Genomic DNA, 23,232 nt, shown 5'->3' on the forward strand with positions numbered 1-23,232 from the left:
TCCTTAGGTGCTAAATACCGAAGAAGGATTTGATAACGGTCGCCACCACAACCAAAAATACACAGCTTCCGAACCATGCTGCGGCAACCTTTCCTGTGTCAGGATCTCCATTGTTCCATTTCTGGAAGACCTTCACCGCGCCTATGAGCCCCAGCAGGGCTCCCACTGCGTACATGAGGTTCGTTCCGGCATCGAAATAGCTCCTAACCCTTTGGTTAGCTTCGTTTATTCCGGAAATCCCATCCTGGGCGTATAAGCTGCCCTGCACGATCAGCACATATGCAAGTGAAAGAATGGTGCGAATGAAACTGAATTTTCCAGGAATGGAGTCCCTGTTCGTTTTTGGTGTTCTCATAAGATATCTGGTTTAAAATGAAGCCCTGCGGTGTTGCATCCCTTAGCATGTGTTATTCCTGTGCATTGCACCATGGAGCACACCGGAGGGTTCAAAAATGTTAATTCGATCGTTACAGTTAAATCCATTCCCCTCAGGGGGCAGGATCCACATTCACACATCCTTCTCGGACTATGCAAAACAATATGACCAAAGAAAGTCCATTAACATAGATTGGTCAAGTACAATATGGACCTGTACCCAGAATTGTACCCATGCAGACATGGATCCCAGTGCATCGGCGCAGACCGATCGATAATGGGGGGATAAAATAACGGCTCAAAGGATGGATTTTAAACTGCCCCTTTTATAAATAGTAACCCTTCTCTGGGAGAACGGACTTCTATCAAAGGCATGATGCAAGATATTTTGTGTCAATACCGGACAAAAAGGGACCAGCTTATGGAAACAGAAGAACCAAATGGACCAAGGTTGTTTAATTTTGCTAAATGATGGGGTTGTTCTGGAAAATGGAACGAGGGATCGGTGTATTAATAGGTACATGGAAACACTGCTAAGTTTGCCATATGGACCCCAACAGGCCATAACCCATTCTTTATAAGAGAATTGGCACGATGAATATGGCAAAAATTCCTCTCGGTGAGATGGCGTGACGGTTCCGCTGGGATGCCTTGTCCAGATACTTTATTCCACTCCCAAAAACGCAAGTGGTTTGCCTGCCTAAAGGTTATTGGGCAGGTTGAACTGGTAAACGAAGGTATTTAGCTGTGTGGTTGAAGTCGGATCGAGCCGATCGTCGGTAAGGTATCGCAAGATCAAGCGGGATCAAAATATATTCGGGAGGATATTATGCCCCACCTACACATTCTTGGGATCTGATCCGGCCCTACGATGCCACCAGATATATATTGCCAAGCCCCACCAGTAACTTTACCCGGAAAAAAAAGATGAATTATCCTAAAGGATGGCCATGCCCGGAAATATGACCACCAATCGATCGATTCAGGAGAACAATTGTCGAATCCCCAATTTGGTTATCTCGAATTCATAGGGTATTCCGAAATTATACCGTTATCATTTTTAGGGACCAGTTTGGAGGACCGAACCAATCTCACTAACGTAGGTTTAAAGTTGGGATGCATCTCAAGATCCAATAAACTCTTATTTTGGTATACCCTATAAAGGATAACGTTCTCCAAATAATTTAACATCATCATTCTATTTTAAGGAATATTGATGTTAGTTGCAGGAATTGCCAGTTCGGAGTAAATAAAGCAATATTCATCCCAAACATAAGCGTAATTACGCATATTTCGCTTATTAAAAATTTTATCCCAGTGACTGGATAAAATACAGCGGAAGGACCAGATGGTAAGAGCCGTTGGAAAGGAGGGAATACGGTAAATAAACATTATCAGAAACCATATGTCGATAATACCAATTTGATTTCTGACATGGGGAATTAAAGTACATTTAACCCATCATGTCCTACGGCCTCCACTTTTCGGTCATATTAACGAATAACGAAACCTGTGCTGAAGATCGGTTCCCGAACGAGGAGATCAACACGTACTCTACTTCATATTAATTCAACATAAACTCCTATTCCTGATAATACCTCCAAGGGATACCTTTAATAAATAATATGAACAGGGCAGTCAGCCAGTCGCTTGTCCTGCTTACTCTTTTTGGGACAGCTATGATAGATGTCATAATAAAGAACATTAAGTACTTATAGATTAATCTACATGAAGAAAATGTGGAGAGCCATGGAGGTTTTGAAAAGACAATGGCCCGATTATTAACAATTCCTTATACAAAAATTAACGGATAGGAATATTCGTTTCCACGAGGTTTCGATTACCTTTATACAGTAATGGCATTCTCACATCTAATTTAATTTTCCCTGTTGGCCCCTTTCCGACAGGGATTGTTTTTTATGGAATATTCAATATATTTGAATGATTCTCAGATTTATTAAATAATCGAAATTGATTCTGGTGGATTACTTAGGTAAATGTGAATAGGGTAGCACTTAAAAATGTTACCCCTTTTTCTATTGTTGGAATGGTCTACGAATCAAAGTTTATAGCATCCGGTGCTGTGTTGATATACATTTGCCAGACATGCCACAACTCCTCGTCATTAGCTTGTAATAGCTAAAAAAATTAATTAGATTTAAATGTTCATCAGGCTATTGGTTGATAAAATATCAGGTCTGGTAAATGATTAGGTATAACTTGTAAGGGTGGTACTTTCTGGTACTGCCCATTTTTTGATTGCTAAATTAAATCCCTAATAATAATTGTTTTAGTATCCTTGCCAGTTTATTTTGGCAAGGATTTTTTATAATACGATATCTAAGGATCAGAACCTCACAGGATATAAATTCATGCCAAGCGCATTTTCAATGTCCTTTTGGATCACCATATTAATTATCTACCCCCGGAGTGGTTATGGTCAGCATCCTTTATGTCCTACTGCTGTTCGTACAGAATGTAGGTTTAGGCATCAGGATTGAAACTGTATTCCAATTTCATCATTCTTTGGGAAAGCCTGATTCGAATGAACTTAGGATAGAAACCTATTTTTTTGGATTAGAAGAATGATAACAGTACTGTACCATCATGGGCATTGATCGAAAAGGTGCAAGGAGTCACAGGAATCTGCCATAATAAAAACTATTATGGTTTTAGGTACACCAGTCCCAGATGGTGTACCTAAAACACTTTGGACCAGGTTGGTACTGTATTTTTTCCTCACTTTTCATCCGATTACTTAGGCCAGGATTGGGTACGATGCGGATATGGCACATCTAGCAATAAATAGGATCCACCTTCCTTTTCACCACCGGCATTTTATATCTTTATTTTTTCCAATTGCGGTGCTTTGTTATCCTTTACGGAGGCCTTTAACGGATAATCGCAGATCTATGGAAAGAAAGGAATTAGGTTTGGACGATACAACGACCATAGAAGGATAATTTTTAGAACTAATGACCCGTCCTGAATTTATTACGGACCATTATTCAATCCAATAAAATTTATGCTTCCATTTGGATGGCGCCAAGATCAAAGGGCGCTGACCTTCGATGCGATCCGATCCAGAACCTCCAATACCTGCTCCCTATCCGATCGTTCAACCTGATAGGACTTTACCCGTAGGGAATCAGCGGACAGGTGTTTTCGGTTCTTTGTAGAGAGATACGGCAGGATCATCCTATAGACCTGGCTGAGGGACCTTGCCTCTACCAGGCGGATCTCATCCATTGCCCTTAGAAGGATCGAGAGTTGGTCGGCCGATAGGTTGCACATCAACTTATTTGCTGGATTTACCTCTGTCCTCACTGTTCTTGGCTTATTCCCTTCCACCAATACCCCTGCATTTTCCAAATAGAAGATCTCTGCCTCGAACCAGCTCTCTAGATATTCCCGGACCCCCTGATAGGCGGGATTGAGGACGGCATCTTTTCGGAAGTGCATCTGCAGCATTTTTTTTCGGCAATCCAAGAGTACCACGAACTTGGCATCCCATGTGGGCTGCTCGGAGACCTTATGCTGGATACAACGAACTAGATCGTCCATAAATGCCTTGGAGTTATAGTTCATGTAGAATAGGAATCTTCCACTTGGCGAAAATGGGTGGGCCAGATCCTCCGACCAGTCCCAGCCGCCAACCGAGCTGAGCACCTTTAAAAAATACTGCCCTGCATCCTTACTTGGAAAGAACCTCAGATCAGTACCAATTATGTACTCCTTGATCCTTTCCCCCATGAGCCCCATGTGGAGGTCCCCTGTCCAGAAAGGTTTTGTTTTTTCAAAGAGATCCGCAATATGCTCCCTATCATCCGCAAGGTCCGGATACTTGGACGATCCGGGGATCGGACATTCCAGCTTTTCCAGAATGGAGTTCATCATTTCAGAAACATGGCCCACCACAGCCTGTAAGACCAAATCCGCTTCACTTTGGGGGGACTTCATTTCCAAAAGAACCCACCCTCCGCTGAGTATCTGCTGCAATTGGACATACATGTCCATCAGCTTCTTCTTCTGTTCCATTGATTCCACTGGTCCCAGCAGCTCTTCCTCGAGCGATTTTTGGAACTCTCCGCAATATTCCTGCATTTGTTTGAACAGTCCGGTCCTATCAGGTAGATCTGGCGGAGGAAATTTTTCTGCTCTCCATACGATGATCAGTTCAAGTAGATTTTTGAAAAAATAAATCTGTTTATAAGTCGGGTTTTCCATCTTAGTGATAAAATAGACCGAACCTATGATTTATCCTTCTGAGAAGGCGGCAAAGTTTTACTGACCCTAATTCTAAATTTTATTCGTATCAAGAAATGTCTTGAACTCCGAAGATAATCTGATCTTTCCCAGATCCAATGGTTCTTCGGTATGGTTCAGGTAGACCTTATGGTCACGATAGGAATGAAAAAAATTAACATTGAAAGCATATTTCCTGGAACACCGTAGGAAAAGTCCCTGTGATGTACCCCCTATGATATCCTTCATGGATCTATAGGACATATGGATACTGTGCCTGTTAATGGTAGTGATCTCCACCATTCCATCCACCGCGGTAAGATAGACGATGTCCCGGTGGAACACCCTTACCCGTTGGCCCTTTCCGGGGCCACTCAGGTGGAAGTAGTCATAGTTGTCCTCGATTTCATTCCACTGATTGTCCATTCGGTGGTTCGTGAAATTAAGGGCATCAAGGGCACGCTGAAGTGCGACCTTAAGGCGAAAGGGTTCAACAGGCTTGAAAAGGACATCGACCACACGCTTGTCGTACCCCAGTTCCTCGAACCTCTGGTGGGCGGTGCACAGAATCGTAAGGACCTCCCTTTTCGGGGAGGCATCCATGAACTCGAATCCGTTAATGCCTTCCATTTCGACGTCCAGAATGATAAGGTCAACCGGGTTCACCCGCAGGAACCGCAGTGCATGCATAGGGTTGGTGAAGCTACCTGCTAATTCCACGAATTCTATCTTTTTGAATTCCGATCTCATTTTTTCCAGAAATACTTCCTGATCATCGACCAGGATGGTATACAGTTTTCTCATCATAATGCCTAGATTAACCTTACTAAGATGTCGACCAGGAAAATATCCTGGTCCCTTTCGATCTTCAACTGGCAGCGGTCCTTGAACAGTGTATCCAAACGGTTCCTCATATGAACAAGGCCAAGCCCATGGCTGATCAGGCCATGACCTGAAGGATTGCATTTGTTCCTTGCCAGAATCCTGTAGGAATCCCTCTGCACATCCACCTCGATAACTGCCGGGTGCAGGGGATCATAAGCCGATCCATGCTTGAATATGTTCATCACCAGACCAAGAAGGGTAGTTGGTGGTATGACCACTCCCTTGGTGTTCCCCGAGACTTTCCATTCCATCTGTGGCTTTCTGGAGGAGATCAGCATCTGGAGCGACAGGTATTTCCTTGCCATTTCTATCTCTTTGCTCAACAGGATTTCCCGTCCCCCGTCCACACTTCCAGAACCCATGAAATATTCCACCAGCTGGTACATCTGGGTGAGCTGGGATCCGATCTGCGAATTTGCCGTCCCCAACTGGCTTTCCCACATCTGGAATACGTTAAGCAGAAAATGTGATGGGATCTGTTCAGCCTGACCATGGTATTCATAGTCCTTACGGAGTGTCTCTTCCCTGAACCTCATCTCCATCTGCTCGATTTTCTCTGCAATTTCGTTCATTCTTTTGGAATTCAGGAAATCAAGGATTGCCAGAAAAGTGAAATGTCCCAACATGATAAGGCAGGTCTGGATAAACTCCCGGAGATCGAAATCCTTTCCCTGAACGACATATTTACCGTATACGATCCCTTTCTGTTGCCAGCCATAGGTCATCAGATAGACCAAAAGCCCGCATATCACCAGGAACCCTCCAAGAAGGCAGATCCCTGCCAAGATTTTGCCTGTTCCTATCCACCTCTTTAGAATGGTCCTCACGCCGTAGAATACGAACGCAAAGAAAGGGAGTGACACCAGAACGGTCCAGAAGGAAAGGTCCTGGTTGCCCAACTTGTTGATGGCATAGAACAGCAGGGCGTAGACCATCCAACTGATCACGTGCAATTTGATCAAATAATTCCTCTGGTTCCTCATGGCTCGGGTCCTTTGTTGGATGTGGGCATATCTTGCTGCCCTTAAAATACGAAATCCGTCGCTTCAGTCCAAAAGTAATTTACAAAGTCCAAAATGGGTCTGGGAATCGACCTGATGAACCCTATAACTGAACCTGTCCAGTATATTTGGGAAGTAGAGGGGCATGACCCTGTGTTCAGGACTCCAGATGTTTTTATCGGACAGTATAGGCCTTGATTGATGGAGGTAGAAAAGGGATTCCCAGTTCACTGGTGAATCCTTCAGATATTCAGAAAAACGGGCATATATCCTCCGTATACTTGTATCGACGAAATCCGACCTATCCCTGAATTCTTTTGGGTCAAACCGTTCGATGACCTGCAAATAGGGTTCAGCGTCTACGCTGGCTGAGGTTTCCAGCACGAATCGGGTCCTTATAGAAAGCAGGTGTGCCAGTTCCATGAATCCGCTCCTTATACCGATTGATCCCATCAGGAGCTGCTGGTCCCTTAGTCCATCGGGAACAATTGAACCTTTCGAACCCGAATTCCCGTCAGCGTATACAAAAATATCTACTCCCCGCTCAAGGTGCCCTCTAATTCGCAGACCCAGGAATGGGTTCTCGGCCCTTTCAAGAAAAAGCCTCGGTCCACCATTCTCAGTCTGCATCCATCCAGAATAGAATCGCGAATACTTTTCATATACTTCCTCCGAGATTACCACCGCCACCGATCTGCCAGAGGTAATCAGGAGCAGAGGGAGCATCCTGTACTTGCCATAATGGAAGGTGACAAACAGTTCAGGATCCTGCCCTGCCCCCTTAGAGTCGAGTTCGATTTCCTGTTTTTTCTGGAAATGGTGGGTTGATTGAATCTGCGAGAACACAATTGCCCTTTCGAACAATGAAAATGCATCCTTAAAATTTTTTGGCCCGAATATATGGCACACATTGGCAGAAAAGTAGGCGAATTCCCGCCAGCTTCTCTCCTCCAGCGGAAAAGAGAAGGTCTTATTGGTTAATAACATATGGTCAATCAAAGCTTCAGGGCAAGCCATGGATCCGTAAATGGTTTTCCAGGTAAGGTGCGCAAAGGTAAATGCGCACCTTTGGGTCAGTTAAAACGGAAACACAATGTTGCATTTCCTCTCAGATGAGTCCCCTGAAAATAGATCCTTCATTCCCTCGACTGAAACTGGAGTTTCTGAAAGGACTTCTATTAGGGAGACCAATGCTGATAAATCCATAGTATGTCCGGTTTTTGTTTAACAATGTATCCGATCTCGCATCGGATTTACGGCTTCCGGCCAAGAAGGCTTTGAATCGATCTACCCAAATTTGTCCCTTACAGGCGATATGTGCAAACCATCTCTGCCCAATCTTCATATAAAATATATATAATGCCGGTTGTCGGATTTAACAAATGCAAACTGCTTTTTATCCATGGAATATGTGCGTTCGGAGGAAACATAGATGGTAGGTGGACAAAAAAAATCACTTTTGTAACCGTATGTCCGGGCGGGGAACAGGCACATGAGCCAGCAGTTTCCCCAGCAGTTAGCCCCAATTTGAAATGAACCGAAATTTGAAGGCCCCAAAAGTTTTCCTAGATCTGATGGAATTCTGGACAAAACATTGCCACTTGGAAGACTACCATCTCCAATGGGCCATGGAATCCTTTGAAATCCTGAACCTGAAACGGGGAGAATACCTCTTCCATGAAGGTTCGAACCTTAAAATAACCGGACTGGTCATGAACGGACTTCTGGCCCGGGAAAAGGAAGGTAGCTGGAAGGGCCGCAGGAGGCTAGTTCTGATCGCTGGACAGTACCAGTCCATCTCCACTACCATACATCCCTACAGTACCACATGCATCATGGGGGATATTGTCGCCCTTAGGAAATCCTTGATACTTGTGATTGGCAATAAAAAAATACGTCAGGGATTAGAACAGGACCCCAATACGGCATGCCTGGTCAACATTCTCTCAAACAACAACTCCAGGGCGTTGGCCAAGATGTTGACCGTCAAAGAATCCACCTCCCCATCGGAAAGGTACCTGTTGTTCGACCGCCTTTTTCCGGAACTTCGGAAACTTACCACACAAAGGGAGCAGGCCGATCTTCTGGGAATATCAAGGGATACCGTGCAGAAAATGCAGCGGTTTCTACTATTCAATGGGCAAAACAGATAATTCGGCATGCCCAGACCTTCCATCCCCGTTCCAAATCGGTCGGTAAATTTGTCAAAAACAGTTGATACTCATGGAAAGAAAGATCCACAACAGAAAATCGGCGGTCTTCCAATCCCCGCAAGGGGATATCGGAAAGTCATCGGGACACCAACTGCAAGGCGGTTTGGATGTGCCAGGGCAGAATGATCCATTATGCAGCAATGCAGATATCGGATCGCCCCACCCAGTAAAGGGAAATCTTGGAAGAGGATACTCCGTAAGTGATCGGTTGATCTTCAATATTGCCAGATCCGTCTATGGCCTAATCTATCTTTATTCGGGCATGGATAAACTGCTTGGTCTGGAAGAATTCAGGACCCAGTTGAAGGGCGTTCCAATTGTGAGGGGCATCGCCCCGGTGATAGCTCCGGCACTACCGATCCTTGAATTATGCCTTTCTTCCATTCTGCTGTTCGCTTTTGGCAGATATGAAAGGATCGGGTTATGGTGTTCAGTAGTGCTGATGGGGACCTTCACCATATATATCACCATCATGATGGTGACCGGGATGCACCATTCACAGTGCAGCTGTTCTGGCCTTATTGGATCATTGAACTGGACTGAACACCTGATATTCAATCTGGTATTGGTCGGATTGGGAATTTCTGCCCTAGCCATGGAAAGTAAAAGAAAAGTTAAACTTTAAACAATCATATCATGAACAGTAAACTATCAAGAGGTTCCCAAAGGATACTCGGCGGAACCTTGCTCGCAGCGGCTGCAATTACCGCTAGTGCGTACTCTAATTCTCCCACAATGGATTATGGCTACGACTATTCAACCAACCAGTGGATACCAGTAGATGGTCTCCACACCTGTAAACCGGATCCTAGCAAGGTATGCAAGTTCCGGTTTGAAGCCCCGCCCACGGAAACAGAGACACCGGAGCAGAACTCAGGAACACCCCTATCCGACAGGGGAAGTTATGAGCTTCCGTAATATCAGGAGCTAAGCATAACGGAGGTGGCCGTCCATTGATGGCCACCTTATTTGGTCCCCCCGGCTTTCAAAGGATAGTTCAAGCTTTAACTTACTCCTTACACATCTTGAAATTCTAACTTTCCGTCAGGAGACTTGTAGGCTACGTTCCTAAGGTAAGAACTCCCTGAATCCAAAAACCTCCCTAACTGTGTTGGCGATCAGGATTCCGGGAATCTTGATGAAATGGATTGGATTGCACACAGCATATGAGGTTATCCCATTGCGTGGTTATCATGTAAAACCCAAATAGCAAATTCTTGGACGTATGCAGGAGCTTCACCTGGGTTTCCTAAAAGGAGGAACTATATTTGTTTAAGCCTGGGAATTGGATTTTTTGTACAAGTTGGGAACTATCCAAAGTTCTTTACATAAAAAAGAGGTTGATGGATAGTCCGATTAACCGACCAAAGATGGGTAGGAACCTGGCTGGATATATCTTCTTGACAAGGAAAGTTTTGACGTTTAGGGAGACACTGTCGACAAATACCAGAAAGCTTCCCGAAACCCATAGAGCAGTTTCATCCTGTGCTCTACCTGGGTGGTAATCCCAATCCCCTCTGTAGAGGTTTTTTGTATCGGTTCAATATAGGTCTCCAGGTCATAATCCATAGTTTCCCCGGGACCGCGGTCCAACGGGCGTCTTGTTCCATCGATTTCCAGCCAACCATAGCCTACCGTTGCAGCACCCGATCATGTCCCCTGAACGCTCCGGCTGGGGCCGGCAATTATTTCCCGGAATCGGGGGAATAAGGGCCTATACCCCTTGACCGAAGGGATGGACAGTTAATTCGTACCAGTGGTTAAAAGCTATCCTGAACAAGCTGGTGGTTGACCATTGCACCTGCTATATTACCGGTAGAAACGGCATTTGCCACAGATCGGAACATTGAGGTACAGTCCCCCGCAGCAAAAATTCCGCCAACGGTGGTCTGATGGAACTGATCGACTTTCAGATGTCCCGCCTGGGTCAGTTCGCAGCCAAGGGATACCGGAATATCACAATGCTGTTCAAAGGGAATGGCCGCATAGACCGCATCATAATTTTCATGCGTGCCATCATCAAATAGTACTGCTTTTATCTGACCGTTGTGGTGCATAACCTCGACCACATCCCGTTCGATGACCCGGATCCTGTTTCTTTCCAACGATTTCCATTGTTCTTCCGAAAAATCTGCTTTCCCTCTCGTTATAACCGTAAGATCCTTGGTCAGGTTGTCAACAAGACCACCTACATGTATGGCCCTTTCTCCATTGGCCAGAATAGCGGTCTTCTGCCCCTTAACCTCGTAACCGTGGCAGTACGGACAGTGGATTAACGATTTCCCCCAAGACTCTTCAAAACCTTTAATGGCCGGAAAGATATCCCTTACACCCGTTGCGAAGATGAGTTTTTTTGCCTGAAATGTTTTACCGGACCGGGTATTGATCTGATATCCGGTATTGATTTTTTGTCCGCTCAGAGCAATATCCTGGTGATAGGACACTGTCCTGTACTCCAGGACCTGGCTTTTAGCTTTCGCTGCGATATCCCCGGGTACGGCACCGTCGTGCGTAATGAAATTGTGTGAATGTGGTGTATACCGATTACAGGGAAGACCACTGTCAACGATCAGCACCTCACGGAGCGAGCGGCCCAAGGACATCGCGGCAGACAGTCCGGCATAGCTGCCACCGATAATAATAACATCAAAATTCGTTTTTTCCTTCATAGCATACTTTTTTGAATAATCTTCAGGGGAGCTTCCAAATGGCATCTCCAAACCCAGCTTTAATGATCCAGTCCCGTCTTTTTATAGCGACGAAAGTGATTAGAGGTTCTTTGGGAATTCATCCTTCCACGAGGTAAATCTCCAGTCATCGGCTTCATCTTCTGTGAGAAGACAGGCTTCAAGTTCTGATAGGCACTTTTCTTTATCAAGGTTCTGGCCGATGAACACCAGTTCGTTTTTGCGATCCTCCCACTCCGGGTGCCAACGTTTCAAAAGGTCATTACGTATATCGGCATATCCTGGATACTGATAGCGCATTCCTTCGGGCATACTGCTCCACCACGAACCCGCATTTTCAAGACGCAGGCTTCCTCCGGCCTGACTGAAGCTGATCGCTGCATCTGGACGTGAGGCCAGCCAGAACAGTCCCTTTGCCCGGATCATGTTGTGCGGGTAACCTACATTAAGATAGTTGTGCCAACGTTGGGGATGGAATGGTCTCTGCGAATGGAATACAAAAGAAGAAATCCCATATTCTTCTGTTTCGGGAGTATGTTCAGTTTCCAGCTCTTTGATCCAGCCGGCGGATGATGAGGCTACATCGAAATCGAATGATCCCGTACCTATGATATCATTCGGATCAATTTTGCCAAATTGGGCACGGACAGTTCTTGCACCCGGGTTTAGTTTATGGATCGCGGCTTCAAGGATACCCAATGTTTCTTCGGACACCAGATCGGATTTGTTGAGGATGATCACATTGGCAAACTCGATCTGATCGGTCAATAGGTTGACAATGGTTCTATTATCCAGATCGTCATCCGTCAGATACCTGTCGCTCAGTGTCTCAGCACTGCCAAAGTCATTGAAAAAGTTATAGCAGTCCACCACGGTCACCATCGTATCGATATAGCTAAAGGATGAAAGATCAATTCCATTGTTCTGGTCCACATAGCTAAACGTCTGTGCAACCGGGATCGGTTCGGAGATACCGGTACTCTCTATCAGCAGGTAGTCAAATCTGTCCTCTTTGGCCAAACGCTCCACCTCTACCATCAGATCTTCACGGAGTGTACAGCAGATACAGCCGTTGCTCATCTCGACAAGTTTTTCTTCCGTACGCGATAACACCTCTTCCCGCTCCACCGTCCGCGCATCGATATTGACCTCACTCATATCGTTGACGATTACAGCGACCCGCAGATTTTCCTTATTATGCAGAACATGGTTCAATAGTGTGGTCTTCCCAGCCCCCAAAAAGCCGCTCAACACGGTTACAGGTAGTTTCTTATTCATGGTATAATATTTAATTAGATTTCCGGCTTTCGTTTCTCTGAAATGGCCCGGGAAAGCCATTCCCTAATGTTGCAAAGGTGACCCCCACCATACAGTTTCACAAAACGCTGTGTCTCCGGGAGATTTTCATCCATATAAATGGACAGGCGTTCCTCCGCAAATTCCAGTGTCAGCGGGATACCACATCTCTGCTCGATGCAGAACCTCCACTCTTCAAAACTTTTGGGTATAGCACTCATATATATGTCTTTGTCCAAAAGTAATCATAAATTTTATTAAATGCAACATTGTTGCGATATTGATTTTTTTTATATATTTGAAAACTACCAATCATCAGGATATGACAGGATTATCACTTAGAAGTATTTTATTGGTCTGTTTGATTACGGTGGTCCCAACGGCTTCCGCCCAGCAGAATATAAACGAAGCCAAGCATCTTACCGACCATGTACCTATGATGAACAGCGTTTGGGAAACGTTCGATCTGCTGATGTACAGGGTGACTACCGAAAAGGGCAAAAATGTCTATGCACCTCATTTTCCTCCGAGGCTAGAGGCCATGGATGGCAAAATGGTAGCATTACAAGGATATGTCGTCCCGATTAAACCCGGCTTCAGGCACAATAGGTTCCTGCTGTCCGTTCTCCCTATCGATCAATGTATGTTCTGTGGACAGGACGGGATACCCGCCATGGTAGAAGTGACACTATCCGGAGGGAAAAAGGTAAGGGCTTCCGACAGACCCATACTGATAAGGGGAAAAACGGTCCTTAACGGAATGGACAGAAAACGAGTGGAAATCTGGATAGAAAAGGCCTCAATCGTCACTAATTAACCCAATTCCCTCCCAATAGGTAAATGCGCTCCCGAAAACGTGTATTGAAACGACGGACCACCTATCCCTTTTTGTAGACCTGGATATTTTGAAGGTTAATGGTCGAAATCCGTTCCAAGTTGGGCGATCGATCCAGGTATGTCTCCACCTCTATCAATTGGTATCCTATCCGGATCGCTATGCTTACCATTCATCAGGACCATTCGGGCATTCTAGGGTGCTGATGCAGAACCCACCAAAGTAAACAGTCCCTAACAGACAGCCACAAGTTCATCGTAGATCGTTTGGGACTACCTTAAAAATCTGTCCATTGGCAGCCATACCCAGTCAAGAAATGGCCTTGAATGCGGTTTTCCAATTGAAAAGAAGAACCTCATCAATCCTTGAGGAATGGCATTTCATGCGACCTGACCAACCCACTAGGATGTCGGCCCGAATACTTCTGTTGTTTCCCACTTTCAAATTATTATGTGGAGATTGGAATTGTTACTGATGGAAATGACCTGTACCAGCTTCAGGAGGGGTGGTGCAATCGGTTTGCCCAAATTGAATGTTTTTGTAAGATATCAAACTTCTTTTCCTGGGTCCTTAAACCGATAGATGGTGCGGCGGTGATAAATGTCAAGGAATATATGGACAAGATTGGGATAATATCCCACATGTGATGGAACTGAGCCGAATGAGCACTTCGACCTGGCCGAAAATTTTACCAATGCATATTTAGATACAATACGGTAAATACAGCCAAACTACAGCTGGACCTGATTCTAGAAATGGTTCCATTTCATTAAATAAGGGATTTTGCGGGTTCCAGATATGGTGCCTTTCACTGTCCCCAGCGTGCACTGCACGAACAGGAGCCAGGAAAATTGACCAAAGACCTTTGATTTCAAAGCCCGTTCCCGCCCCTTATGTATGCTATCTGTCAGCCTTGGATGGGATCTCCGTTAAATATCCTGGATTAAACCAGGGAGTCCCCGTTTCACCTGGTCCAAATGAACAATCCCCGCCAAAATATAAGCGGGGACCGATCAATTAATATACTAGTGATTTTATGAAACTTACCAAAAAAAGATAGTACCCGAAGGTACTATCCTAATCAAATTTTACCTTTGCATTTTGCTTACCTTGAGCTTATGCGCATCAAGGGTGTTCTGACAAACACCCAAATATATAAAAGATTTCGGTCAAATCAACCCTAATCTCCGCACTTGATGAATAAGAGCTGGTGATGGTAGGATTTCCACAGGGTTTTAAGGATCGAATTGAGCTTAGGGATTCCCGATCGATAGACACACGGCCTGGCCCAGATCCGGAGGCCCATATTTAGAACAAATCCCACCCTCATTGAAGAGGGTGGGATGGATAGTAAACTTTGTTCAAGTTACCATAATAAACGTAGACAAATATACCGATAAAAATCTGAAACGCAGTGTCATGAAAAAAATATCCCATGAATTGGTTGGAGCCAGCGCCCTCTAACCAGCATTCCCAGAGTTCTTATGATCAGTAGATGACTTACGTTCCGTGATATTTTTTGATATTTTTGACCATATCTATTATCATGGAAACCCGGGGGCACATACAGAGATCTGAAAGGAAATATGGGGGTCCCCAATATTATGCGAGACGATGGAAAAATATCCCGAACAGACCGAACTTGACCAGCTACAGTTACTGGCCAGATCAAAAAGGAAATACAGTGATGGTGAAGAACTTATTATTTCATCTCTGGAAAAATGGCCAGAACTACTGAAAAAGGAACTGGATCGGTATAGGAATGCCAGTTGGTTCCTGATGAACAACAAAAAGATCCCGTGAGCCATCTTTGGGTCCCTGCTGTACATTCAGGTAAGATGAAATATAGTACTGAATTTCCCGAGTGCCGAAAAGCAGAAAGAAGGTTGGATGGTGGGCCATCTTCCGACACAGATCCAAAAAAGGCATGTAAAAAAATAAACTGAACCACACAGGACAGTATTCAGATAAATTGGAGCATCTGTGATTTTTTCGCAACTATTTTTTAATTTTGGAGAAAGGAACTAGAATTGAAGAGAATTTACAACCCTGCCCAGCTTTTTGCCGGTAGTTTTATTTTTCTGATCCTATTGGGCGCGATGATCCTACATCTACCAGTGTCCAATACCCAGCAGCTGTCCTGGATAGACGCATTCTTCACTGCAACGAGTGCAGTATGTGTGACTGGTCTTATTGTCGTGGATACTGCATCGGCCTTCACAACATTTGGCAAGATTTCAATAATGATCCTGATCCAGCTGGGAGGGCTAGGCATATTGACATTTGCTTCATATTTCGCCTATTTCTTCAAAGGGGGTTCTTCCTATCAGAACCAATTGGCAAGTAGGGACATTGCAAATTCGGATAAGTTGGGCGAAGTATTCCTTCTTTTGAAGCGGATCATACTCATCACCTTTGCCATTGAGGCGGTTGGGGCAGCCCTACTTTTTTTCAGCACCCCTCCTGTCGGGAATGGATTTGTCCAGCATATGTTCTTCTGTACATTCCATTCCATTTCGTCTTTCTGCAATGCTGGTTTCTCTACGCTCGAATCTGGGCTTGCAGATGAAACCCTGGTATACAATTACCCCTTCCAGCTAATAATCATCATTCTGTTCGTTCTGGGAGGATTGGGCTTTCCAATCGTGATCAACCTTTTACGGTACATCAAGCACCTAAGCAATCGACTGATTAACAGATATTCAAAGGACCAATATCCCTCCAAACCCTGGGTAATAAACATCAATAGCAAGATCAACCTGATCACGACATTCAGCATAACCCTAACTGCTACCATCATTCTATGGTTATTGGAGGGCCAGTCAGCCTTCAGTGGGCATGGCACTATTGGACGGTGGATAACTGCCCTGTTTACGGCCAGCACCCCCCGCACTGCGGGGTACAACAGCATAGATTTCGCCAACCTTCAGGTACACAGCATCCTCTTGGTAATCTTTTTGATGTGGGTAGGGGCTTCGCCGAACTCAACGGGTGGGGGCATCAAGACCAGTACATTTGCTGTGGCCGTACTGAACATCCTGAGCCTGGTGCGAGGAAAGGAAAGGCTGGAGATCTTCAGGAGGGAGATCGCGGAAATCACCATCAAAAGAGCATTCGCTACCATGACCCTGTCTCTATTTGTCATAGGGATTTGCATCCTGCTAATCAGTGTTTTTGAAAACGAATTCACCCTGATTCAGATCGCCTTTGAGTGTTTCTCGGCATATAGCACTGTAGGTCTTACACTCGGGATCACCTTTAAGCTGTCCATGGCAAGCAAGGCCGTGCTGATCGTTTTGATGTTCATAGGGAGGGTAACGATGCTATCCATTATGATCGCGGTTTTCAGGAAGGTAAAATTTACCGGATACCGGTATGCAAAGGAAGAACTAACCATTAACTAGACTTATGAAATTCATTATTATTGGCCTTGGAAATTTTGGCGCATCCCTAGCTATAAAACTTACGGCACAGGGTAACGAAGTGATAGGAGTGGATATCAAGCTGGAACGCGTTTCAGCTCTAAAGGAACACATCACCCATACCATTGCCTTAGATGCATCCGATCCGGTTGCTTTCAACTCCCTTCCTTTGAAAAACACGAACGTGGTCATTGTTGCCATTGGCGAGGACGAGGGAGCAAATATAATGGTAACTGCACTGTGCAAGGAAGCGTGCGTCAAAAGGATCATAAGCCGCGCGGTAAACAGTCTACATGAGAAGGTCCTGAATGCCATCGGGATCTCTGAAATTGTCCATCCCGAAGAGGAAACTGCTGAAAGATGGTCAAAAAAACTCTGTCTTAGTGGTTTGGTGGACTCGTTTGAACTAAATGCCAACTACAGTATCGTTGAGGCCATCATCCCACAGAAGTACGTGGGTCGATCGATCCAGGAGATTGGATTTAGAGAGCATTATGAGATCCTGGTATTGACCATCCTCAAAAAAACGGAACGTGATACACTTATCGGCAGGAGCAGGATAGTAACCACAGTTCTACATGGCATCCCTAAGCCTGATACCATATTACAGGAAGGAGAGATCATTGTGATATACGGCAATAACAGGAGCATAAAAGAATTCCTTAAAATATAGGGCCGTACCGGTCTGCCCATGCGCAACAGATGACAGATCTGTTCCATTCTAACCCAGCTCTATCGGAGGGAACCTTTTGCTATCGGTCAAAGACACTGGATCAGCACAGTTAGGAGGTTGGCAATGCAGCCGTTCAGATCGACCAACAGGACATAATCAGTGAAAGTTTACATTCTGGTACACAATAGGGCCATCAGATCAGTCTGCATGATCAGTCCCTTCCATGTCTGTTAACGACACGAAGGATATCCAGAACAATGAAAACGATCAGGATGACAACTATGGTCCATTGAATTAGTTCGCTGTCCAAATATAAAACCTTTCTCCTTAAATTTTATTGGCATGAATATAAAGATAAAATTTTAATAACTCAATTTATTATATGTTTCCTCCGTTGGTCAGAAACTGAACCTAATACCTAATATGCTCGATATGGCAAAAATGGATTAGGCGGCTCACTGTAGCCGGGAAAGCAAAGTAATTTCCATTTATTGTCAAATGCACTGTCGATTGGGAAAATTAGAACAAATTGGCAACCGATCATATGTTCATAAAGATGGTCGATACAAGGTTCTATCTGTTTCTAGGATTACTGCCATTTCCAGCCCCGGGTCTCTGGGTTCTGGAGCATTGAGCTAAAAGGATGGCCCACTCTTATCCCGTTGGTTGTACACCGGCGAAGCAATACCTGGGCCATTTGGGAAATGGAACAGTGGTAGCACCTATTTTAGCTGGGGTTAATGCCAGTGGTCGGAATAGGCTCGATGTAGTTTACGATTTATAGGCAAATTCCCCACTTTGTTCCTATTTGGGGTTGGCGAACTCATCAGCCCTATTATTTTGGAAAGGAATGCGCCGGGCAATCTAGATGATAATATGGGGGCCAGCAATCAGAGCGGCTCCTTACCACCGCATCATTTGAATGTATCCATGGGAAGTGCCATCAGCCCCCCTAATATAAACTGTCCCCATTGCATGGGAAATAGGAAGTAAGGGGGGCTAGGCCAATGGGTTGGTCAACCTCCCCTTACTTTAGGCCCAGATCATCGGGGATATACCTCAAGGCCGTAACGCTCTACCTCCTCCTTTGGAATAGGGAAAATATATCTGGGATCCTCGGGGGAAAGTACAAACTCGCCCATTTTAGGAAAGGAACGTTTCAACCATTCCTCCCGACCTGCTTCCCTGTTCAGCCTTTTCAGATCTGACCAGCGGAGCCCTCTTGCCAGGAGCTGTTTCCTGCGTTCCATGAGTACCATATCAAGGGTGCCCCGATCATCGGTATGGACCCTTGGGGAAAATGAGGCCGGATCGAACCTTGTCTCCAGTAGGTCGTTGAGGACCTTGACCGCCATTGGCCCTTCGTTCTCCCTTGCCAGGCATTCGGCCTTGATGAGCAGGAGTTCGTCCAATGCGAGGCCAGTGAACAGTGCGTACACGGAAGCTCCGCCATAGGAGCCCCGGAAAATAACATTTTGCTGGTCGTCAAATCGATAAAAGAACAGGTTCCTTCGAAGGTCACCTTGCTCAAAGGAAGCATAGATTTGCGGGTCCACCCGACATCCGTTGCCAAAAACGGGACAACCGTAGGGGATCGCACTTGAGAAAAAGGCTACTTCAGGGTTCCCCGAAGGAAAGAGTCCAGGGAACGGGCGCCTGCTATCGTTTTCCAGTCCGAACTGATTGTAATCCATTAGGGAAAGTTTCGGGATGGCAAGGTCAGCGTGTGCCAGGGCTTGGCCATAATCTCCAATATCCAGGAATATCCGCGCAAAAAATGCATCACAGGCAAGTTTGGATGGACTGGAAAGTCCGCTCGGGACTGCCGGAAGCAGCCGTTCTGCCTCCCTGAGGTCCGAAAGGATAAAATCATAGGTCTCCTTTAGGGAATAGACCCAGAGATCCTCATGGATATTCCCGGTCCTCTTAAGTGGAATGCCCAGTGAACCGTCGTTCTGTCCCGGTCTGTAATTCTCCGCAAACAGCTGGGCCAGCCACCAGTTGGCATGGGCCCTATGGAACAGCGCCCTGCCCCGTAGGCCATCGGCACGGTCCTTTTGTGGTCCCTCCAACGCCCCCATCCCATCGATCAGTTCAATCACGGTATTGGCGTAATATACCTGGGAGAACATATAGGTCCAATCCAGATTGAACCTTTCCCCCTGGTAGAAATCACGCGACCATAGGAAACTGCTCCTTTCCGTAATACTGAGGGAGTTCAGGTTCGGTTCTTCCATAGTGTATTCGTCGGCAGAGATGATCTGCAGGCCTGGGGTCGTACCAAAGTTCTGGTTGGTATGGTTGAGCAGAAGCTCTGCATCCTCGAGTGTCCGGGGTACGGCCAGGGAAATATCCTTCCTTTTCTCCAAAAAATCCTTTCCGCATCCCAGAATGGCCATTGTTATACCGATCATGGCCATCGTCATAAATCTATTTTTCATCTTCATCATAATAAATAATCCTAAAAATCGATCCTCATACCAAATGTCCAGTACCTCAGGGCCTTCTGGTTGGGATGATCCGGGTCCAGCTTCTTCCCGCTGCTCTTCCACAGCATCCCAACATTTTCAATATGTCCGAACAGTGCCACTGTACCGGGGATTTCCCTTGTTTGGAAACGGTACTGTGCCCGAATGTCCTGGATCCGTATATGGTCACCGGGCTCCACCAGAATGGCCGAGTTCGTATAGAACAGGACCTCGTTATTATCCCTTACCGTCGGCATGGAGGGGACCTGTGTGTAAAGTTCATCTCCTGGGACCTTCCAACGCTCTGAAAAATCCCCATGCGCCCTGGTCGCCGTGAACAGATGGTTATAATTGACGGACTCCCTACGGTACCAATATCCTAACCGGTAGGAAAGTCCGATTGCAAGGCTCATGTTGGAATAGATGAATTCCTGTCGCAGGGATCCGAACATCCTTGGCCTGGAGGTCCCAACAAAGAGCAGGTCCTCCAACTTTGAGGACTGGATAATCTTTCTATGATCACCCGAAACCTCCCCATTGATCATGCCCAGCGGTCTACCATTCTCGGAATCAAGACCACTCCAATGGTACGCGAAGATACTGTGGATGGGCCTACCGACAACGGGGAAGCTCCCTATATGGCCCGCGGAAAGGACACTTGTCACCGGATGTTCCAGCGTGTAATGGGTGACCTCATCCCTATTGTAGGAGAACATGAAGGAAGTGGTCGAGGAGGCCTTTGCACTGATCGGGAACCTACCCTTCAGGGAGATATCGGTCCCCCAGGTCTTTGTACCCGCGGTATTGCCATAGAAGCTGAAAATTCCGGAAGACGTTGGGAAATCTATGCTGCCCAGCAGGTCCCTTCCAATTTTCCTATATGAATCCAGGGTCACGTCCAGTTTCCCCCCTAAAAGTACCATATCCACCCCAATATTGCTTATTGCCACACGTTCCCATCTCAGTTCGGGATTTGCCGGATTCATAATGGTCGAATAGGGCAGCCCAGTGTGGTCGGCTGTCACAGGACTTCTCTGAGCGACCATCAGGGAGGAAAGGGAATTATCCACATTCCCCGTATGTCCATAGCTCAAACGAAGTTTCATACCGGAAAAAAGGTGGCTCAATGGACGGAAGAAATCCTCCCTATCCAGTGACCAAGCAGCAGAAAGGGAGAACAATGGAATGCCCTTCTGATTGCTCCGGACCCCGAAAATATTACTGCGGTCCAATCTGGCACTGGCATTGAACAGATATCTGTCCTTCAGGTAATATCCCAATGTGGAATAATAGGAAAGGAACCTATCCGTCAGGTCCGATCCGGAATCCTGATAGGGAATCCTCCTGGAGAACGGACTGCTGTACTGCTTATAGTTGACAAGATAGTTCACCGGACCACTTACATGGTGCTCGGGATCATATCCGTAGAGGCGGTATGAATCGGTCCGTGAATTTGCATCGGACACCTCGCCTCCGACCAGGATGTTAAACCGATGGTCTTCCCAGTCCTTATCATATTGTAGCTGGGTACGGAGATTATGGGAACTCCCGTTCCCGTACCTGCCATCAAGGATCCCTCCCTGTGGAATTCCATACTGCAGCTGTCCGCCGTTAAGGAAGGTATAGTTGTTCACCATGTCCCGTGCATAATAGCTCTGGGGACCATAGAGGCTCTTCCCGGAGGACCAGCTCCCTAACCAGCGATAGTCTGCCGATAGCTTCAGACCGCTGAGCAGTTCAAGGTCTGCATTCAGGGAGGCCCTGAGCATTCTGTCGTTGGTCCTGAACTGGAGGTGTTCCACATCCGAAAGGGGGACATATTCCCAGTCCAAAAGCCCTTGCTGCAGCGCAGATTCCAGGAATTTTCTACGGTAGCTCTTCGTTACTGCCAAGGGATCGCCCTGGGGTGACCTCAGGACCGCATAGGGATATATGGAGGTCGAACCGAAACGCAGATCGACAGGGATCCTATTTGGCCTATCACCCGCCCTTTGGGTAAAACCTATCCCGGGCGTAATGGTCATCCGATCCTTCCATACCTTGATCTGCTGGTTGAATGTCAGGGTGAGCCGGTCGTTGGAATTCCCCTGCAGGTTCTCCCTGTTCCTATCGTAGCCCAGGGAAACCATGCCCGCATTACCCCTGCCGGAAAAGGAATGGGAGACTGCATATTGCTGGCGCATTTCAGGCCGGTACACTTCCTTCATCAGGTCCTTACGGACATCATGTGCGCCCAGTTCCATGAGCGAAAGGTCAAGCTGATCGGCGCTGATCAGACCTTCACGGTGAGCGATCATAAGTTCGACCGCGGGGGATAGAGGCGTATTGCTCTGGGATGACTCCTGGGAACGGTAATATCCATTTTCAAAAAGTCTTTTTTCCATATCTATGAACTCGGGGCTTGTCATCCTGGCATTGTAGAAAAGATCGACGGGATCCGATATACCCAGGTTCATGGAAGCATTGAATTTATTGGATTGTCCCATTATCCCTTTTTTACTCTTTATCACGATGACCCCATTCCCTGCCCGCGCTCCCCAGATTGCTGCAGCTGCAGCATCCTTGAGCACGGTGATACTCTGGACATCCTGCGGGTTTATATCAGAAATATCCCCTTCGTAGGGAAAATTGTCCAGGATCACCAATGGTTCGGAATTGGCGAACAGGGTGGATTTCCCCCCTATGGAAATGCTCTGCCGTTGTAGGACGTCCAGTTTGTTGAATATCAATCCCGGTACCGCATCACGGAGCCTGGAAAGGATATTCGGGTGAGGGTTCTTTTCCAGCTCGGCCCTGGAAACAACAGCTACGGATCCCGTGACATCCTTTTTGGAGAGCTCCTGGTACCCGGAACTGACAACAACCTCCTCCAGCTGCTCTACCAATGGTTCAAGTAGTATGGCCTGATCTGTTCCATCCGCATCCGAAAAAACATGCTCCTTTGGATGGTGGGCAATATTGGTCACCCTTATCCTATCACCGGTCCGGACCCTCAGGTGGAATGCTCCAACGGAATCCGTCATGGTTTTTTTTCCATTATGCAGTACAACGGCCTGTGGGATGGGAACGTGGCTGGATGCATCCAGTACGACTCCCCGTAGGAGTTGCTGGGAATTGGCGTTCTGGGACATA

The 23,232-nt window shown here is 46.2% G+C and carries 19 protein-coding genes; 8 read left to right on the plus strand and 11 right to left on the minus strand.

Annotation, left to right across the window (positions count from 1 at the left end; translation table 11 throughout):
* Nucleotides 1–10: 10 nt before the first annotated feature.
* The 6 genes from E3D81_RS15670 to E3D81_RS15695 form a co-directional block, all read right to left on the minus strand.
* The gene (locus tag E3D81_RS15670; RefSeq protein ID WP_134778135.1) at nucleotides 11–355 is read right to left on the minus strand and encodes a DUF4134 domain-containing protein; all 345 of its coding nucleotides are present in this window, start codon (nucleotides 353–355) and stop codon (nucleotides 11–13) included.
* 3,071 nt (nucleotides 356–3,426) lie between these two features.
* Nucleotides 3,427–4,602: a hypothetical protein gene (locus E3D81_RS15675; protein WP_134778136.1), complete on the minus strand. Its 1,176-nt coding sequence runs from the start codon at nucleotides 4,600–4,602 to the stop codon at nucleotides 3,427–3,429.
* A gap of 72 nt (nucleotides 4,603–4,674) precedes the next feature.
* The gene (locus tag E3D81_RS15680) at nucleotides 4,675–5,427 is read right to left on the minus strand and encodes a LytR/AlgR family response regulator transcription factor (RefSeq protein ID WP_167554341.1); all 753 of its coding nucleotides are present in this window, start codon (nucleotides 5,425–5,427) and stop codon (nucleotides 4,675–4,677) included.
* 5 nt (nucleotides 5,428–5,432) lie between these two features.
* Nucleotides 5,433–6,488, minus strand: coding sequence for a histidine kinase (locus E3D81_RS15685; protein WP_134778138.1), 1,056 nt, complete (start codon nucleotides 6,486–6,488; stop codon nucleotides 5,433–5,435).
* A 63-nt stretch (nucleotides 6,489–6,551) separates the two neighbouring features.
* A complete protein-coding gene (locus tag E3D81_RS15690) occupies nucleotides 6,552–7,493 on the minus strand; it encodes a hypothetical protein (protein ID WP_134778139.1) in 942 nt (313 codons plus the stop codon).
* Nucleotides 7,494–7,614: 121 nt separating this feature from the next.
* Nucleotides 7,615–7,851, minus strand: coding sequence for a hypothetical protein (locus tag E3D81_RS15695; protein ID WP_099365361.1), 237 nt, complete (start codon nucleotides 7,849–7,851; stop codon nucleotides 7,615–7,617).
* A 187-nt stretch (nucleotides 7,852–8,038) separates the two neighbouring features.
* On the opposite strand from E3D81_RS15695, the gene E3D81_RS15700 reads away from it, so the two are divergent.
* The 3 genes from E3D81_RS15700 (at nucleotide 8,039) to E3D81_RS17310 (ending at nucleotide 9,637) form a co-directional block, all read left to right on the plus strand.
* Nucleotides 8,039–8,659 (plus strand): Crp/Fnr family transcriptional regulator, encoded by a 621-nt coding sequence (locus E3D81_RS15700; RefSeq protein ID WP_134778140.1) that lies wholly within the window; start codon nucleotides 8,039–8,041, stop codon nucleotides 8,657–8,659.
* A 70-nt stretch (nucleotides 8,660–8,729) separates the two neighbouring features.
* On the plus strand, nucleotides 8,730–9,344 hold the full coding sequence (locus E3D81_RS15705; RefSeq protein WP_134778141.1) for a MauE/DoxX family redox-associated membrane protein: 615 nt from the start codon (nucleotides 8,730–8,732) through the stop codon (nucleotides 9,342–9,344).
* An 11-nt stretch (nucleotides 9,345–9,355) separates the two neighbouring features.
* Nucleotides 9,356–9,637, plus strand: coding sequence for a hypothetical protein (locus E3D81_RS17310; protein ID WP_167554342.1), 282 nt, complete (start codon nucleotides 9,356–9,358; stop codon nucleotides 9,635–9,637).
* A gap of 842 nt (nucleotides 9,638–10,479) precedes the next feature.
* Here E3D81_RS17310 and E3D81_RS15710 read toward each other — a convergent pair.
* The 3 genes from E3D81_RS15710 to E3D81_RS15720 form a co-directional block, all read right to left on the minus strand.
* Nucleotides 10,480–11,388 (minus strand): NAD(P)/FAD-dependent oxidoreductase, encoded by a 909-nt coding sequence (locus E3D81_RS15710; RefSeq protein ID WP_134778142.1) that lies wholly within the window; start codon nucleotides 11,386–11,388, stop codon nucleotides 10,480–10,482.
* A gap of 99 nt (nucleotides 11,389–11,487) precedes the next feature.
* Nucleotides 11,488–12,684 carry a GTP-binding protein gene (locus E3D81_RS15715; protein ID WP_134778143.1) on the minus strand — a complete coding sequence of 399 codons (1,197 nt, stop codon included), beginning with the start codon at nucleotides 12,682–12,684 and terminating at the stop codon, nucleotides 11,488–11,490.
* 14 nt (nucleotides 12,685–12,698) lie between these two features.
* The gene (locus tag E3D81_RS15720; RefSeq protein ID WP_134778144.1) at nucleotides 12,699–12,923 is read right to left on the minus strand and encodes a hypothetical protein; all 225 of its coding nucleotides are present in this window, start codon (nucleotides 12,921–12,923) and stop codon (nucleotides 12,699–12,701) included.
* A gap of 101 nt (nucleotides 12,924–13,024) precedes the next feature.
* On the opposite strand from E3D81_RS15720, the gene E3D81_RS15725 reads away from it, so the two are divergent.
* The 5 genes from E3D81_RS15725 (at nucleotide 13,025) to E3D81_RS17315 (ending at nucleotide 18,416) form a co-directional block, all read left to right on the plus strand.
* Complete coding sequence (locus tag E3D81_RS15725) at nucleotides 13,025–13,519, plus strand: hypothetical protein (RefSeq protein WP_134778145.1); 495 nt, start codon at nucleotides 13,025–13,027, stop codon at nucleotides 13,517–13,519.
* 1,632 nt (nucleotides 13,520–15,151) lie between these two features.
* Complete coding sequence (locus E3D81_RS15730) at nucleotides 15,152–15,340, plus strand: hypothetical protein (protein WP_134778146.1); 189 nt, start codon at nucleotides 15,152–15,154, stop codon at nucleotides 15,338–15,340.
* Nucleotides 15,341–15,567: 227 nt separating this feature from the next.
* On the plus strand, nucleotides 15,568–16,941 hold the full coding sequence (locus tag E3D81_RS15735; RefSeq protein WP_209023078.1) for a TrkH family potassium uptake protein: 1,374 nt from the start codon (nucleotides 15,568–15,570) through the stop codon (nucleotides 16,939–16,941).
* 4 nt (nucleotides 16,942–16,945) lie between these two features.
* Nucleotides 16,946–17,632, plus strand: a complete 687-nt coding sequence (locus E3D81_RS15740) for a potassium channel family protein (protein ID WP_099365353.1) — start codon at nucleotides 16,946–16,948, stop codon at nucleotides 17,630–17,632.
* A gap of 643 nt (nucleotides 17,633–18,275) precedes the next feature.
* Nucleotides 18,276–18,416 carry a hypothetical protein gene (locus tag E3D81_RS17315; RefSeq protein WP_167554343.1) on the plus strand — a complete coding sequence of 47 codons (141 nt, stop codon included), beginning with the start codon at nucleotides 18,276–18,278 and terminating at the stop codon, nucleotides 18,414–18,416.
* 259 nt (nucleotides 18,417–18,675) lie between these two features.
* Here the strand turns inward: E3D81_RS17315 and E3D81_RS15745 are convergent, their stop codons facing one another.
* Together E3D81_RS15745 and E3D81_RS15750 are read right to left on the minus strand one after the other, a co-directional pair.
* Nucleotides 18,676–20,184, minus strand: coding sequence for a RagB/SusD family nutrient uptake outer membrane protein (locus E3D81_RS15745; RefSeq protein WP_134778147.1), 1,509 nt, complete (start codon nucleotides 20,182–20,184; stop codon nucleotides 18,676–18,678).
* Nucleotides 20,094–23,231 (minus strand): SusC/RagA family TonB-linked outer membrane protein, encoded by a 3,138-nt coding sequence (locus E3D81_RS15750; RefSeq protein ID WP_167554344.1) that lies wholly within the window; start codon nucleotides 23,229–23,231, stop codon nucleotides 20,094–20,096. The genes E3D81_RS15745 and E3D81_RS15750 overlap by 91 nt, the downstream gene beginning before the upstream one ends.
* Between the last annotated feature and the right edge of the window lies 1 nt (nucleotide 23,232).

The organism is Sphingobacterium sp. CZ-2 (assembly GCF_004526235.1).
Classification (GTDB): Bacteria; Bacteroidota; Bacteroidia; order Sphingobacteriales; family Sphingobacteriaceae; genus Sphingobacterium; species Sphingobacterium tenebrionis.